At 64.5% G+C, this 14,134-nt stretch carries 17 protein-coding genes; 12 read left to right on the forward strand and 5 right to left on the reverse strand.

Translation table 11 applies throughout. The features are described 5' to 3' along the window. Window positions 1-366 precede the first annotated feature (366 nt). Together NDI54_RS12815 and NDI54_RS12820 are read left to right on the forward strand one after the other, a co-directional pair. On the forward strand, window positions 367-600 hold the full coding sequence (locus tag NDI54_RS12815; RefSeq protein WP_310896829.1) for a hypothetical protein: 234 nt from the start codon (window positions 367-369) through the stop codon (window positions 598-600). 135 nt (window positions 601-735) lie between these two features. Beyond that, window positions 736-1,743 (forward strand): ornithine cyclodeaminase family protein, encoded by a 1,008-nt coding sequence (locus tag NDI54_RS12820; protein WP_310896830.1) that lies wholly within the window; start codon window positions 736-738, stop codon window positions 1,741-1,743. A 19-nt stretch (window positions 1,744-1,762) separates the two neighbouring features. On the opposite strand, the gene NDI54_RS12825 is transcribed toward NDI54_RS12820, so the two are convergent. The 3 genes from NDI54_RS12825 to srp19 form a co-directional block, all read right to left on the reverse strand. After that, on the reverse strand, window positions 1,763-2,842 hold the full coding sequence (locus NDI54_RS12825; protein WP_310896831.1) for a presenilin family intramembrane aspartyl protease PSH: 1,080 nt from the start codon (window positions 2,840-2,842) through the stop codon (window positions 1,763-1,765). 72 nt (window positions 2,843-2,914) lie between these two features. Continuing rightward, window positions 2,915-3,142 carry an H/ACA ribonucleoprotein complex subunit GAR1 gene (locus tag NDI54_RS12830; protein ID WP_310896832.1) on the reverse strand — a complete coding sequence of 76 codons (228 nt, stop codon included), beginning with the start codon at window positions 3,140-3,142 and terminating at the stop codon, window positions 2,915-2,917. Next, entirely contained in the window at window positions 3,139-3,417 is a 279-nt protein-coding gene (gene srp19 / locus NDI54_RS12835; RefSeq protein WP_310896833.1) for a signal recognition particle subunit SRP19, read from the reverse strand. The genes NDI54_RS12830 and srp19 overlap by 4 nt, the downstream gene beginning before the upstream one ends. A gap of 124 nt (window positions 3,418-3,541) precedes the next feature. Between srp19 and NDI54_RS12840 the strand changes: the two genes are divergently transcribed. Further along, entirely contained in the window at window positions 3,542-4,312 is a 771-nt protein-coding gene (locus NDI54_RS12840) for a CAP domain-containing protein (RefSeq protein WP_310896834.1), read from the forward strand. 563 nt (window positions 4,313-4,875) lie between these two features. Here the strand turns inward: NDI54_RS12840 and coxB are convergent. Then, a complete protein-coding gene (gene coxB, locus NDI54_RS12845; protein ID WP_310896835.1) occupies window positions 4,876-5,649 on the reverse strand; it encodes a cytochrome c oxidase subunit II in 774 nt (257 codons plus the stop codon). Window positions 5,650-5,791: 142 nt separating this feature from the next. On the opposite strand from coxB, the gene NDI54_RS12850 reads away from it, so the two are divergent. The 5 genes from NDI54_RS12850 to NDI54_RS12870 all read left to right on the forward strand — a co-directional run bounded on the left by NDI54_RS12850 (window position 5,792) and on the right by NDI54_RS12870 (window position 10,105). Beyond that, window positions 5,792-7,186, forward strand: a complete 1,395-nt coding sequence (locus NDI54_RS12850) for a heme o synthase (RefSeq protein ID WP_310896836.1) — start codon at window positions 5,792-5,794, stop codon at window positions 7,184-7,186. After that, a complete protein-coding gene (locus NDI54_RS12855) occupies window positions 7,183-7,884 on the forward strand; it encodes a DUF7546 family protein (RefSeq protein WP_310896837.1) in 702 nt (233 codons plus the stop codon). Before NDI54_RS12850 ends, NDI54_RS12855 begins: the two co-directional genes overlap by 4 nt. 31 nt (window positions 7,885-7,915) lie before the next feature. Continuing rightward, window positions 7,916-8,155, forward strand: a complete 240-nt coding sequence (locus tag NDI54_RS12860; RefSeq protein WP_310896838.1) for an Rdx family protein — start codon at window positions 7,916-7,918, stop codon at window positions 8,153-8,155. 271 nt (window positions 8,156-8,426) lie between these two features. Beyond that, window positions 8,427-9,368: an ABC transporter ATP-binding protein gene (locus NDI54_RS12865; RefSeq protein WP_310896839.1), complete on the forward strand. Its 942-nt coding sequence runs from the start codon at window positions 8,427-8,429 to the stop codon at window positions 9,366-9,368. Next, window positions 9,365-10,105: an ABC transporter permease gene (locus NDI54_RS12870; protein WP_310896840.1), complete on the forward strand. Its 741-nt coding sequence runs from the start codon at window positions 9,365-9,367 to the stop codon at window positions 10,103-10,105. The genes NDI54_RS12865 and NDI54_RS12870 overlap by 4 nt, the downstream gene beginning before the upstream one ends. A gap of 14 nt (window positions 10,106-10,119) precedes the next feature. Here NDI54_RS12870 and NDI54_RS12875 read toward each other — a convergent pair whose 3' ends face one another. Next, on the reverse strand, window positions 10,120-10,659 hold the full coding sequence (locus tag NDI54_RS12875) for a protein-tyrosine phosphatase family protein (protein WP_310896883.1): 540 nt from the start codon (window positions 10,657-10,659) through the stop codon (window positions 10,120-10,122). Between the two features lie 154 nt (window positions 10,660-10,813). Between NDI54_RS12875 and cofD the strand changes: the two genes are divergently transcribed. From cofD to NDI54_RS12895, 4 genes are read left to right on the forward strand one after another with little or no spacing between them, the layout of a single operon-like run. Then, window positions 10,814-11,806, forward strand: a complete 993-nt coding sequence (cofD, locus tag NDI54_RS12880; RefSeq protein ID WP_310896841.1) for a 2-phospho-L-lactate transferase — start codon at window positions 10,814-10,816, stop codon at window positions 11,804-11,806. Continuing rightward, a complete protein-coding gene (locus tag NDI54_RS12885; protein WP_310896842.1) occupies window positions 11,806-12,552 on the forward strand; it encodes a tRNA-dihydrouridine synthase in 747 nt (248 codons plus the stop codon). The genes cofD and NDI54_RS12885 overlap by 1 nt, the downstream gene beginning before the upstream one ends. After that, window positions 12,525-13,388: a triphosphoribosyl-dephospho-CoA synthase gene (locus NDI54_RS12890; protein ID WP_310896843.1), complete on the forward strand. Its 864-nt coding sequence runs from the start codon at window positions 12,525-12,527 to the stop codon at window positions 13,386-13,388. Before NDI54_RS12885 ends, NDI54_RS12890 begins: the two co-directional genes overlap by 28 nt. Beyond that, a complete protein-coding gene (locus tag NDI54_RS12895; protein WP_310896844.1) occupies window positions 13,385-14,011 on the forward strand; it encodes a DUF447 domain-containing protein in 627 nt (208 codons plus the stop codon). The genes NDI54_RS12890 and NDI54_RS12895 overlap by 4 nt, the downstream gene beginning before the upstream one ends. Window positions 14,012-14,134 lie beyond the last annotated feature (123 nt).

Raw genomic sequence — 14,134 nt, forward strand, 5'->3', positions numbered from 1 at the left:
CCACGTACCACCTAATCTAGTTCTCAAATTCTGAAAACAGGCGATAGATGGGTACTCTACCGAGAATCAGACTTCCGGTGTCGGAGTTGCCAGACCGAGAGTACTACAGACTGTTTAACATTTCCCGTGGCATATCTCACTTATTAAACCGGTCCGCGGGCCAGCGTCAACGGGACGGTTCTACCCTTATATTGTCAACGGCTCACAGGAATACGAGTATATTAACTTTCCCCCTGTATTCAACTCATAACTTATGGGAGTGTTATACGGGAGGTACTGAGTAAATTTGCAGGGGCCATTGAATGTGTAAACCCACATTTTAGGGAAAGGTTCATATACTCCTCCACCATAGAATAATTCATACTTATGACGGGTTATTACGACATCATTCTCGGACTCATTCCGCTCGCCATGGCCGGCATCACCGCCTCCCTGTTCGTTGCTGGCTTTGGCCTCACAACCGCGATTCCGATGGCTTCTGTCGTGACTGTCGGCCTCATCGGCCATGCGATGTTCGTCCGTGCCCCCGTTGACCCGGTTCCGAACGAGGCGTCGACCCAGCAGAGCGCGCAGTCGGAGCCGCTTCAGACTGCGGATTGAGCGTCGTTTCACCCGTCTACTCTCCTGTTTTCGGTTGGTGTAGCTGACTATTCAGGCGTGTGTAGGGCGTGGCAGCGTCTCGGATCCTGTCCCATCGCCGGACAGTATAAGGGCCGGGTGGTCGAACGTCGGGGTATGACATCGGATGCGACAGCGCTGTTCCTGCAGAGTGACGAGGTCGCTGATCTCGCCGCCCCCGCCGAGTACGTCGACGCCGTCCGGGAGGGGTACCGCCAGCGGGGCGAGGGTGCCCCGGCGACTCCCAGAACAACGCTGTTTTCGGACGATCCCGCGGGCATGCTGACGGGCTATCTCGCGATTCTCCCCGACACTGGCGCGATGGGCGGATACACCTACGCCGCCGGCTTCGGCGGGCGGGATGCTCACTTCGCGCTCCCGATCTTCGATGCCGACAGCGGCGAACCGCTGGCCGTCCTCGACGGCGCGAGCATGAACCCACACAAGACCGGTGCCGCGGGGGCGGTCGGTGTCGATGCGCTGGCTCGCCGTGACGCCAGCGACCTCGCGGTCATCGGCAGCGGCGCACAGGCCCGCGGGCAGGTCCGGGCGACGGCGACGGTCCGTGATTTCGACCGTATCGAAGTGTACTCGCCGACGGCCGACCACCGCGAGTCCTTCGCCGCAGAGATGAACGACGCACTGGACCCGACAGTGGCGGCCGTCGCTTCCCCCGCGGCGGCAATCGAGGGGGCCGATGTCGTCATCACGGCGACGGATGCGAGCGAACCGGTGTTCGACGGCGACCTGCTCGAACCCGGGACCCACGTGACCGCGATGGGGCAGTACCATCCCGAGAAGAACGAACTGGACGCGACGACAATCGAACGCGCCACGTACGTCCCGGACCTGCGCGAGCGGGTGACACAGGACGCCGGGTCGTTCATCAACGCCCTCGATGAGGGCGTCATCGACGAGGATCACGTCCACGCGGAACTGGGCGACATCGTCGCCGGCAATGCCAAGGGTCGCCAGTCACCCGAGGAAATCACCGTGTTCGACTCCGGCGGGACAGCCATCGAAACCGTCGCTGCGGGCCATCTACTGTACGAGCGAGCGAAGGCCGAAGGCCGCGGCCAGGAGATCGATTTCGCGCCCGCGAGCCAGGCCCTGACGGGCCGGTAGCGGCGGTAGATCCCGTCAGTTAGAGGTACGGCCCGAGTCCCAGCGCGTCGATCAGGCTGATGCCCGCGGCGAGTGCGCCGACGATGTAGCCGGCGATAGTCCCACCGTTCAACAGTGGGAGGCCCGCGTGCGCACGCCCTTTCAGTACCATCCAGAGCAGTATGGCCAGGCCGACGTAGGAGCCGACCATCGCGGTCAGGGCCGGCAGCGGCACGCCGAACACCGTCAGCACGTCCGCCGAGGCGAAGAACGCGGCGCTGGCGACGAGTATCGACGGGATGATGGCATCCCCGAGGCCGATAAACAGCGCGTCGCGCTCCAGCGGATCGCCGTGGCTGTCGTCTGTCTCCTCGTCGCTTTCTGGCTCCGCGGCCGCCGCTTCGGCCGCCGGCTGGCTCCCGTCGGCGACCGCCGGGCCGTCGGGGTCAGTTCCGGGTTCATCCGCCGGCGACTCGTCGCTTTCTTCGGCCGCTGCTGCCGGGTCCGGCGTGGCCGCGTCGAGATACGAGTACGACAGCGTCATCGGAATCACGAGCACGACGGGGACCTTGAGGTCCATCACGCCGGAAGCCAGCGTGAGCATGTGTTCGGTCCCGTAGACACTGATCGCGTCGTACACCGCGAGCACGGTCAGCAGGACCAGCGCCGGCAGAATACCGAAGCTGATGCCGAACAGGCCGGCGGCAGCCGCTCCCATTACCGCACCGGCGGCGTCGATGACGTACCACTCGGGGTAGAGAAGCAGTGCTGCCCCCAGGCCCAGCGCCAACGCGACGGCAACGACGTTGAGGCCGGCATACGTGAGTACCGGCGGGACCAGTACCTGAAACACGTACAGGGAGAGCCAGGCCGCGGAGAAGACGATGAGGCCGCGGATGAGCTGGTCGACATCGTAGCGGAAGGCGAGCAACATGACGACAGTCGCGACCAGGATCGCCCCGATGTACATGAGGCTGTTCGTGGGGTCAGAGGGATCCTCGACGGCCTGGTATCCGGCCGACTCGAAGGGCTGGACCAGCGCCAGCGCGCCGAGTTGGACGAACAGGAAGATACCAGCGATGAGGCCACAGCCGCCGAGGATTCGCCACCGTCGCTCCATGCACACACGTCCTGCAGGAACCGGTTTGAGCGTTACGAAGCGCGTGTGGACGGATGCAAGCGGTTAGTGGACCTACCGCGCGTACAGGACGTTGCCGACCAGCGCCGGGAGATGCACGTCATCGTTCGGCGAGACGGCGAGGTAGGGGCGTTCGACGGGACCGAAGACATCGACGACGGAGCCAACGGTGTGTAGTTCCTCGTCAACGACAGCGGTGCCGACGGACGCGTACTCCTCGTCGGGTGCCCGGACGATAGCCAGTCCCTGTGCGACCCGCGAGACTGTGCCGATGCGTTTCATTCACGCAGCGCCTGCATGTAGGCCGCCACGGCCCCGAGTAGGTCGCTTTTCGTCGCGTCGTCCGCGTCCTTGACGACGACTCGTCCCCGGGGTTCGTACTCCCGTGGGTACGTCTTGTCCCGCTCGATGACCGCGTCGTAGCCGACCTGCTGGACGGCCTTGGCGATCTCGTCGACAGTCGGCTCCTCGACGGCCAGATCCAGTGGGACACGACGCCCGTCGTTGCGCGAGCGGTCCGCGTCGAGCGCCACCGGCCAGATAACGTTCTCGACCATACCGGGAGTGGCCGCCCGTGGCATATATGGGTTATCGTCATCGGCGACGGCAACGTACGTGAAAACCAGTTGAAGTATATGAAGAATCAAACTTACATGCCCCTACAATCTAACGGTGACAAGCATGGTAAAGAAAGGGTTACTCGCTATCGCTGCTGTGGCATTTCTTGTGGTACTGGGGACAGGAGTTCTCATCGGTACACAGTTCGCAGGCGGGACAGCGGACACGTCGACACAGACGACCGGGTCACAGAACGATAACGGAGGCGGCGGTTCGACGGCGACGGCTACCTCGACGCCAAACAGCAACACGACGGCGACACCGGAAGCGGAGGCCACGGCCGCGCCAACAGAAACAGCGACCCCCGGACAGGAGTCAATTCCGGCACGGGAGTTCAATGCCCAGGACATCTCGAACTACATCCGTCAGTACCTCAACGAGGAACGCGAGGCCGCCGGTGTCCCGACGTTCGAATCGGGGCTGCAGACGCAGAGTGACCTCGACGAGATGGCACAGGGCCACAGCGAGCAGATGGCCATCGAGGGGAAGGCGATCCACAAGATCGACGGCGTCTCAAGCAAGGACCGCTACGAGAACAGCGGCCTCTACGACCGGTGTGAGTTCCAGTCCGCAGAGGGTGACTACGTCGAGAATCCGGACCGCAACGGATTCGAGGCAGTCGAGAAGACCGTCGCCGGACAGACCTACGAGGAAGGCGGTGAGGAGAAGTTCCACGCCACCGATAAGGAGGTCGCCAAGAAGATCGTCGACGACTGGATGGCGTGGCCGGACTATCAGGACCGGCTCATGCTCCGCAACGCTAACCTCGTCGGCATCGGCGTGCAGATAACCGAAACCGGTAACGTGTACGCGACCGCGAACATCTGCGGATAACGGCTGGATAGAGTGACTGACACGGCGACCGTTCTGCTGGTCGCGTGTCCGTGATCGCTGTTTTGTCGCCACAGGCATCAGTGCAGGCTCCACGTTTGTCGTCTAGTCGAGCACTGTCAGCGGTGCCCGCGCGCCTCTCTGCGGTGAAGCGTTCGCATATAGACGCCGGACTCAATCGGTCCGTCGCGGTGAGAACTCAGCCCGTACGGATCGCGTCACGGAGAATTAGTCTCGCTCTTCGCTTTCTGAAACAGATAGATCGCCAAGCCGAGTATCCCCAACACTCCGTATGCAACGCCTCGAATTTTCGGTGAGGGTAGATTACGCTCCGTTGCGTCTCGGTAGATATAGTACCCCACTGGTGGCCAGAACACGAGGGCGTACAGACCAGCGCGGACGAGCAAGCCGTTGGATGCGGTGAGCCAATCCATGGGTAGAAACAGCGGACAGCAGTAAAAAAAGCGCTCTACAATCGGTGATTTACAGACGTATTCTGCAAGCAATTCCGGACCTGCTGATAATATACTGTTCGATAAGTCGACGACGCTCGAAGGAAAAACCGCTCAGTTACCGCTCGACTCGGTGCTGTTCTCGGAGCCGTCACCGCCGCTTCGCTGTTCTGCCAGCCAGTCCTCGTACTCGTCCTGCGGGACGACCTCTACGGTTCCGAGCATGTTGGAGTGGCCCGAGCCACAGTACTCGGCGCAGTAGAGCTGGTACGTGCCGGTATTGTCGACGTTTGTCCGGATGCGGTTGTACTGACCGGGGAACGCGTCGGATTTCAGCCCGAGCCCTGGGACGTGGAACGCGTGGAGCCAGTCAGTCGACGTGACCCGCAAGGACACGTCTTGGTTGGCCGGGAGCTTCAGGTTCGTCGTGGTCGTCACGTTAGCCTCGCCGTCCCAACTGGAACCGTTGTAATAGAACGTCCAGCCGTACCGTTGGGCCTCGACGACGACGTGTTCGGTCTCCGCTGCCTGCTGTGCGGCCTGGTCACCGGCCTCTGCGGTGACGTACGGGCTAGCCATCACCTGGTAGGATGCGACGCCAACGAACAGGAGAATAATCGCCGTTGCGATGGTCCATGTGACTTCGAGTCGGCGGTTCTCCTGGGTCGGCAGCGCCTCCTCTTGGTTACGGAACCGCCAGACGGTGTAGATGAGAATCCCTTCGACGAGGACCGTAATCGGGATCGCGACGTACAGGAGGTTCATGTTCAGCCCCCAGATGAGGCTCTCCGTCGTCGAGTCCTGAATCTGTGCGGCGGCCGGCTCGACGGCGAGCGCGAGCAGCGCAACACCGAACAGAGCGACCAGACCGGCACGTTTCCGGGTCATGGATGCGGCTTAGGATTTCGGGGATAAATAACTGCTGTCTTCGCCGCAGTCGCCGGATTTTCGGAAAACGCACACCCGAACATCTCCGGACGGGGACAGCGGAATCGCGGGGTCTAAGTGGACAGCACCGAAGGTTACGACAATGGCAGAGAGCCGGACCTTCACCGGACTGCTCGCTGCGACCGCCGTCGGCGTGTACCTGCTGGTCCTCGCCGGGGCAACGACAACGCTCACAGACGCAGCAGCGGCCTGTACCACCTGGCCGCTGTGTGACGGCCCGGTCGCGGTGACGAACACGGCTCTACTGATCGCCTGGGGCCACCGACTCGTCGCGGCCGCGGTCGGACTGCTCGCGGTCGTCACAACTGTTGTGGGACTGCGGTCCGATTGCCGCGGCCGCGTGAAATCGGCCCTCGCTTTCGGGGCCGCGCTGTACCCGATACAGATCGCACTCGGCGCGTTTGTCGCAACGAGCGTGGGTACGGCGCTGCTTCCGGGCGCCCACCTCGCTGTGGGTATGGCCATCTTCGGCTCGTTCGTGCTGGGCCTGGCCTGGCATCTCGAAGCCGAGACGGGCAACGACGACGAGGACCCTGTCGAGGATCCGACGCTCGCTCCGGAACCGGCCGACGACGGGACGCCCGACCGGACGCCGACACTGACTACCCGACAGCGGATCGTCGGGACCGCGTTCGCCTATTTCCGGCTGATGAAACCCCGACTGATGTGGCTCCTGTGTCTGGTCGCCGCGGCCGGGATGGCACTCGCCGCCGGGCAGGAACTCGCCATTCGGACGGTGCTGCTCACGCTCGGCGGCGGCGTCCTCTCTATCGGCGCGTCGGGGACGTTCAACCACGTCCTCGAACGCGACATCGACAAGCGGATGGACCGGACCTCGGACCGCCCCATCGCGACCCACCAGATTCCGGTCCGGAACGCGCTGGCGTTCGGCCTGCTGCTCTCGCTTGCCTCACTCGGACTGTTCTGGCAGGTGAACGCGCTCGTCGCGCTGCTCGGGCTCACCGCGATTGTGTTCTACAGCGTCATCTACACGCTCGTGTTGAAGCCAAACACCGTCCAGAACACCGTCATCGGCGGGGCCGCCGGGGCGCTCCCGGCGCTCATCGGTTGGGTCGCCGCCGACGGCTCGGTCGGCCTCCCGGGCATCGTCCTCGCCGTCGTCATTTTCCTCTGGACCCCGGCGCACTTTTACAATCTCGCGCTCGCGTACAAGGACGACTACGAGGCGGGCGGTTTCCCGATGATGCCGGTCGTCCGCGGTGAAACGGAGACGCGCAAACACATCGTCTACTACCTCGGCGCGACGCTCATCGCCTCGGGCGCTCTCGGGGTACTCACATCCCTCGGGTGGCTGTACGCTCTCACGTCGGTGTTGCTGGGTGCAGTGTTCCTCTGGGCGGTCGTCAGGCTCCACCACGAGCAGACTGAAGCGGCGGCGTTCCGGGCGTTCCATGCGTCGAATGCCTATCTCGGAGCGGTCCTGATCGCTATCGTCGTTGACGCACTCGCACTATGAGTACCACGACAGCGACCCTCAGGGACGCGATACCGGACACGCGCTCGCTGGTGACCTGGGCAGCAGTGCTGAACGCTGAGTTCATCCTCATCCTTGGCTACGTCGTCAACACGGCCCAGCCGGCAACGGACCCGTTCCTGCTGGTGTTCCCGTTCGTCTGGCTCAACATCGCCGGTCTCGTTTTCCTCCGGGTGCGCCCGACACTGAGTGGCCGCCGCCGGACGCTCGTCAGTGCAGTCGTCACACTGGGCTATCTGCTCGTGCTGGGGTACGTCGGCGGCGTGTACGGCACGGGGGGCCAGGGGACCGGCCTTCGGCTGGTCACGCAGGCCCCGCCCGGGTTCTCGCCGACGGTCGTGTTCAGCGGTGCGACCCTCAGCGTGGTGCTGATCCCGTGGAAGGTCGCCGGTTACCTGGCGCTGTCGTATCTGGTGTTCGTGACCGTCCTCGACGCCAGCGGCGGCGCGCTGGGCGGGATTGTCGGCCTGTTCTCCTGTGTCTCCTGTGTCCTCCCGATTATCGCGTCGATACTGGGCGGGTTCGTGGGCGTTGGTGCAACGCTATCCCAGGCCGCGCTCGGCCAGTCGTACGGGCTTTCGACGGCTGTGTTCGTCATCTCAGTCGCACTGCTGTATGGCGTCCACCGCTTCGACGTGACGCTCGTGGGTCAGCTTCGGACGCTGGTCGACCGGCCATAGGGCTTTCAGGGTGACAGGCGTAAATGTCGGTATGAGTACTGTCGAAATCGAATACTGTGTACCGTGTGGCTTCCGCGAGCGAGCGCTGAACGTCCAGCAAGCGGTTCTATCGGGGTTAGAGCGGGACCTCGACAGCGTCCGTCTGGTCATGGGCGACCACGGCGTGTTCAGAGTCAGTGTCGACGGCGAGACCGTGTACGACAAAGCCGAGAGCGGAGACGAGTTCGACGTGGACGCCATCGTCCGTGAAATCCGTTCACACGTCGTGTAGGGCGGATATCGGTTCGTTTGGCGGCTCGTCCTGTCCGGTGACTCTGTACCGTGAGTGGATGTACCACACGACAAGCTATTTATTGGTTTGGTGTGACACATCCATCATATGGCGACGAAAACCGAATTCTGTGACCACTGTGAAGACACCCAACCAGTCGTCACGGACAAGCCGTGGCTCCCGGCTGTCTGTCTGAAATGCGGGCGCAACGTGTAGCCGGTTCTCGCGCAAGAACGGAACTGCTTTTGACGACCCGACCGGACGAGGGCGCATGGATGAGGTACTGGTCGCGTCGGATGTCGGGCGACACTACGGCGACACGGTCGCGCTCGACGGCGTTTCACTGACGGCGACCGCCGGCGAAGTACTCGCGCTAGTCGGTCCCAATGGTGCCGGCAAGACCACACTCGTGCGGGCGCTGACTGGAACGACGGACGCCACCGGCGAGGTTCGACTGTTCGGCCAGTCACCAACGGCGGTCGCCCGTGATAGGATCGGCTTGCTGCCCCAGTCGTTCGACCCCCACGAGCGACTGACGGCGCGGGAGCTACTGGAATACTACGCCGGCCTGTACGACGACACCCGTGCTGTCGAGGGCGTCCTCGATGATGTCGGTCTGGCTGACACTGCCGAAACGACCTACGAGAACCTCTCGGGCGGGCAACAGCGCCGGACCTGTGTCGCCACGGCGCTCATCAACGACCCGGACCTGCTGGTGTTGGACGAGCCGACGACCGGCATCGACCCGGCCGGCCGGCGTGACCTCTGGCGGTTGCTGGAGGGGCTTGCCGACCGCGGCGTAACGATACTCGTCACGACGCACTACATGGAGGAAGCCCAGCGCCTTGCCGACCGCGTCGGTCTCCTCGCTGATGGGACACTCATCGCACTGGATTCGCCGGACCGGCTCGTGGCCGACCACGGCGGCGATAGTCAACTGATCGTCGATGGGACCTTCGATGAGGCCGCCGTCTCGGCCATTGATTACCCGGCAGAGACGGCGCTACGGAACGGCCGGCTGGTTTTCTACGGTATTCGCCCGGAGTCTATCGGCAGTATCACCGAGGAACTGGGTGCGGCGGGTATCGAGTATGACAGCCTCACCTGGAAACAGCCGGATTTGGAGGACGTGTACCTCGAACTCACCGGGACGGCCGTCGGAAAGCGCGGCGAACCACGGCGGACAGAGCCGGTCGCGGGTGGTGTCCAATGAGCCGACTTGGCCGGCTCACATCGGAGACGCGTGCGGCATCGCTCGCCTTCCTTCGGCGACGGACCGCCGTCTTCTTCACGTTCTTCTTCCCGGTCATTATCGTCGTCATCTTCGGCGTGCTGGTCCAGACCCAACCGGGCGGCGGCGGACTGTTCACGGAGCCACCGAGCTTCTACGCGCCGGGGTATCTAGCCGTCGTCGTCCTGTTCACGCCGCTCTCGCGTGTCGGCAGCGAGGTGGCCCGCCACCGGGACGGGAACCGATTCGAGAAACTGGCGACGACGCCGCTGACTCGGACCGAGTGGCTGCTGGCACAGACGCTCGTCAACGTCGTCATTATCGGTATCGCCGGCCTCCTCATACTGGGCCTAATGGTCTGGCTGACGGGGGCGACCATCCGCCCTTCCGTCCTTCTCCTTCCGTTCGTCGGCCTCGGTGTCGCGCTGTTCTGTGCCGTCGGTGCGATGCTTGGCAGCCTTGCGGACTCACAGGACGGCGTCATCGCGGCGAGCAACGGACTGGCGCTCCCGCTGCTCTTTCTCTCGGAGACGTTCGTCCCACAGGATCTCCTGCCCGCGTGGCTGCCGACCTGGCTTTCGCCGCTGACATACTTCTCGCGGGGTGTCCGTGCCGCGACGACGGGGAGCGGTGATGCGCTCGGCCCGCTCGCCGTGCTCACAGTCTGTGCCGTCGTCGGCTTCGTCGTCGGCGCTCGTCTCCTTCCTCGGACGGACTGACCGCCCAGAACGACCTACAAGCGCGCGACGGATGACAGCAGCTCAGACAGTTCGTCCTCGGTCGCGTTCCCCGATTTGACGGCCTCCTCGGGGTCACGTCCCATCTCTTGGACAGTCTCGATGGCGCGGTCTGGGCCGTAGTCGTAATGATACACCAGCCACGCGGCGAGTGCCTGCCCGGTGCGGCCGATGCCGGCCAGGCAGTGAACGAGGACCCGTTCCTGTGCGTCGCGGGCGTCGACCAGGAACGGCAGAATATCGTCGTGGAGGCGGTCTTTGGGGATGAGTTGGTGGTCGGGGACCGGTACGTGGCGGACTGACGACGCGCCGAAGGCCTCCCGGTAGCGCTGGATGTTGGCCCCAGCGTCGTCGAGCTGTCGGCCGGGAAGCAGACAGCAGATCCGCTCGATGTCGTGTGCCTGCATGTGTGTGATCCAATCGTCGATAGCGTCTTGGTGTGTGGCGGCTGTATGCCAGCCCGGCGCACAGGAGCCATAGACGTACTCCTCATTGGAGGTTGCAGGCGCGAAGCGGTGTGGATTCACGATGGGCATAGCACCCGTTGTCACCGATATCCCACGGACTCCCTTCACTCTACCCACCCAGTTCTCAGCTGTGATTCTCCGGATGCGGGGCCGACATCTGGTCTCCAGTTCCGACCGGTAGCAGTGGCCACGTTTATACTGTCAGTTCCCCCTACGTCGAGACATGGTGACGTTTCTCGCCGGCGGGACGGGCACGCCGAAGCTTCTCGCCGGTGCCGACGACGTGTTTTCGCCGGCGGCGACGACAGTTGTCGCCAACACCGGCGACGATATCGAGCTCGGGGGCCACCTCGTCTGTCCGGATCTGGACACTGTCCTGTTTCTGGACGGTGGCGTCCTTGACCGTGAGACGTGGTGGGGCATCGCTGACGACACCGCCGAGACACACACCGAACTGACGCGTCTCGCTGACGCCGCGGGATTGGACGGGGGGCCGCGATACCTGCCCGACGATGCACAGACGAAGGGGCGTGATCTCGCTCGCTGGCGGCGTTTCTCCGGCGTCGCGGAGTTCATGCATATCGGCGACCGGGACCGCGCGGTCCACGTCACGCGGACCTCGCTGCTCGACGAGGGCCGATCATTGACTGAGGTGACGCGCACACTCGCCGACGCGTTCGGGCTGGACCGGACGCTGCTCCCGATGAGCGACGACCCCGTGGCAACTATCATCCACACGCCGAGCGGCCCGATGCACTTCCAGGAGTGGTGGGTCGGGCGGAACGGCGAGCCGCCGGTCGAGGACGTGGCGTTCCGGGGCGCAGAAAGAGCCACTGCGACCGACGCCGTCCTCACGGCGCTCGATGACCCGGTCGTCATCGGCCCATCGAATCCCGTCACTTCGATTGGGCCACTGCTCGCTATCGACGAGATCGAGCAGGCGCTCCACGAAACACTCGTCGTTGCCGTTTCGCCGTTCATCGAGGACACCGTGTTTTCGGGGCCGGCGGCGGACCTGATGGCCGGCGTGGGGCTGGAGCCAAGCACCGCCGGCGTTAGCGAAGCCTACCCCTTCGCCGACGCGTTTGTCCTCGACAAGGCGGATTCGACGCCGCTTGACGTGCCGGTCGTCCGAACCGACACCACCATCGACGACGAAGCTGACGCCGAACGGGTGGCTCGCGCCGTCGAAACCGCCCTCTCGGAGGTGGCCTGATGTTCGAGCCGCGAGTCGCTCTCGCGAGTCTGAGTGGCGAGGCCGACGCGTCGTGGGCCCGCGCGGTCGAATCTCACGTCGGGTGTGCGTTCCTCGGCGGCATCGCACTCGATGCTCGGACCCGCGAGGCCGCCCGAGCGATGGTGGACCGCGACCGCTCCGAGTTCCTGCCTAATGACCCAATCGCGTTCATCGACGAGCAGTTGGCTGCGCTTGCGGACGCACCGCTGCGCCCGGCATTCAATGTCCGAAGCGCGACGCTCGCTCCTGTTGAGCGTGCCGCTGCCGTCTGTCAGCGTCACGGAGCTGTCATCGAGATCAACGCCCACTGCCGGCAGGACGAGATGTGCGCCGCCGGTGCTGGCGAGTCACTGCTCCGGGAACCGGATCGGCTGGCCGAGTTCGTGGCGGCCGCAGCGTCGACAGGGGCGACCGTCTCGGTGAAGGGCCGCGCTGAACTCGACGATGTCTCGCTCCCGGCCGTCGCCCAGGCCATTGAGGACGCTGGCGGTGACATGTTCCACATCGATGCCATGGACTCGGAACCAGTCATCGGCGACGTGGCCGACGCCACCGACCTGTTCGTCGTCGCCAACAACGGCGTTCGAGGCACAGAGACAGCACAGGAGTACCTCGAATACGGCGCGGACGCGGTCAGCATTGGCCGCGCGAGCGACGACCCCGAGACGCTCCGCGCTGTCCGTGAAGCGACGGCGGCGTGGTTCCCACAGGGGGTGTCTCCGTGAGCGAGCGGTCGGTTGCACAGAACGCTCAGCTTGCGCTGTTGCTTGAGGTCTCCGGCACGCCGAAACCGGGCAACGTCGACCGCGAGCGGGAGCACGACGACCTCCGGTTCGAGCATTTCATGGCCGGCGCTGTGGGCGCACGTCCGGGGCTGGATCGCGCGGCCGCTGGTGACCCTCTCGGTCCTGCGTTCGAGACAGCCGTCGAGGGGATGGCTGGCCAATCAGCCGGGAACACCCAGTTCGGGGCCTTGCTGATACTCACGCCGCTGGCGGCTGCAGCGAGTGATGGGCGGCTGTCGCCATCTGGTGTGGATGCCGTGGTCCGTGAGACGACCGTCGACGACGCGGCGGCGTTCTATCGGTCCTTCGAGCACGTCGACGTGGCTGTCGACGACCCGCCGGACGGGCTGGAACCGCTCGATGTTCGTCGCGGGAGCGACGCGATTCCGGAGCTCCGGTCGCGCGGGCTGACGCTGTTCGACGTGATGGAGTCCAGCGCCGATGTCGACGGCGTGGCAGCCGAATGGGTGTCCGGCTTCGAGCGCGTGTTCGAGGCCAGCGAGATGTTGCTGGATGGATCGGGACCCGTCGCCGACCGCGCCTCTGACGTGTTCATTGCGCTTCTTGCAGACGAGCCGGACACGTTCGTTGTCACGCGCCAGAACCGCGAAACCGCCGAGGAGGTCCAGCGACGTGCACAGGCCGTTCTCGACGGTGAGGAGGATGCGACGGCGCTCGCAGCAGAGTTCGTCGAACGGGACATCAACCCGGGAACGACCGCCGACCTAGTCGTGGGCGGGCTGTTCGTCGCGTTAGAACGGGGGCTCGAAGTGTGACCACGGATTCGTCCGGCAATAGTGGGTCAGACGCTGCTGACTCCGGAGCGGAGTGGCCCGTTGCGCTCGCCGGCGTTACCGAAACGGTCGTCACCACACTGGGTCCAAATGAGCGCTGGAACGTCGCCGCCCTCGGGGTCCACGCGCCCGACAGCCGCGAACCAGCCACGGCGACGACGTGGGGCCGGACCCGGACCTGGCGGAACTTCCGGGAGCGTGGCGGCGGCTACGTCCAGTTCACGCGCGACCCGGTGGACTTCGCCGAGGCGGCGCTGTCGGTTCGGGAGGAGGACGACCCCATCTTGGACAGTGCGGACGCGTGGGTAGAGGTCGATGTCGAACGGCGTAGCTCCGGCTCGGAGGGAGACACCCAGTGGGTGGAGTGGGCGCTCCATCCGGTGGATAGCGCTGTTGAGCGACGCGTCGTCCCGACGACGAACCGCGGCCACGCCGCCGTCGTCGAGGCGACTGTCGCGGCCTCGCGGCTGGACGTACCGAGCTACGACCGGGAAACGATGCTCGGCCGGCTCGCGTACTTCGAGTCCGTGGTCGAGACGGCCGGTAGCGAGCGCGAGCGAGCGGCCTTTGATCGCGTTCGCGAACTCATTGATGCCGAGTGGTAGCCACTCGACACGGAAGTGGGGCGAACAGGCGACACACCGCAGTCGGTGACAGGTCGTGTCGCACTCCCGCGGTTCCTGCCACAGCGACGGTCAGCGCACGGTCCCTGGTCGTCCTGTCCCTCC

The sequence above is a fragment of the Haloarcula terrestris genome, from assembly GCF_031624315.1.
GTDB lineage: Archaea > Halobacteriota > Halobacteria > Halobacteriales > Haloarculaceae > Haloarcula > Haloarcula terrestris.

Coding starts and splice junctions, on each gene's coding strand:
- NDI54_RS12815 (WP_310896829.1), top strand. CDS start 367: ATGACGGGTTATTACGACATCATTCTCGGACTCATTCCGCTCGCCATG.
- NDI54_RS12820 (WP_310896830.1), top strand. CDS start 736: ATGACATCGGATGCGACAGCGCTGTTCCTGCAGAGTGACGAGGTCGCT.
- NDI54_RS12825 (WP_310896831.1), bottom strand. CDS start 2,842: ATGGAGCGACGGTGGCGAATCCTCGGCGGCTGTGGCCTCATCGCTGGT.
- NDI54_RS12830 (WP_310896832.1), bottom strand. CDS start 3,142: ATGAAACGCATCGGCACAGTCTCGCGGGTCGCACAGGGACTGGCTATC.
- srp19 (WP_310896833.1), bottom strand. CDS start 3,417: ATGGTCGAGAACGTTATCTGGCCGGTGGCGCTCGACGCGGACCGCTCG.
- NDI54_RS12840 (WP_310896834.1), top strand. CDS start 3,542: ATGGTAAAGAAAGGGTTACTCGCTATCGCTGCTGTGGCATTTCTTGTG.
- coxB (WP_310896835.1), bottom strand. CDS start 5,649: ATGACCCGGAAACGTGCCGGTCTGGTCGCTCTGTTCGGTGTTGCGCTG.
- NDI54_RS12850 (WP_310896836.1), top strand. CDS start 5,792: ATGGCAGAGAGCCGGACCTTCACCGGACTGCTCGCTGCGACCGCCGTC.
- NDI54_RS12855 (WP_310896837.1), top strand. CDS start 7,183: ATGAGTACCACGACAGCGACCCTCAGGGACGCGATACCGGACACGCGC.
- NDI54_RS12860 (WP_310896838.1), top strand. CDS start 7,916: ATGAGTACTGTCGAAATCGAATACTGTGTACCGTGTGGCTTCCGCGAG.
- NDI54_RS12865 (WP_310896839.1), top strand. CDS start 8,427: ATGGATGAGGTACTGGTCGCGTCGGATGTCGGGCGACACTACGGCGAC.
- NDI54_RS12870 (WP_310896840.1), top strand. CDS start 9,365: ATGAGCCGACTTGGCCGGCTCACATCGGAGACGCGTGCGGCATCGCTC.
- NDI54_RS12875 (WP_310896883.1), bottom strand. CDS start 10,659: ATGCCCATCGTGAATCCACACCGCTTCGCGCCTGCAACCTCCAATGAG.
- cofD (WP_310896841.1), top strand. CDS start 10,814: ATGGTGACGTTTCTCGCCGGCGGGACGGGCACGCCGAAGCTTCTCGCC.
- NDI54_RS12885 (WP_310896842.1), top strand. CDS start 11,806: ATGTTCGAGCCGCGAGTCGCTCTCGCGAGTCTGAGTGGCGAGGCCGAC.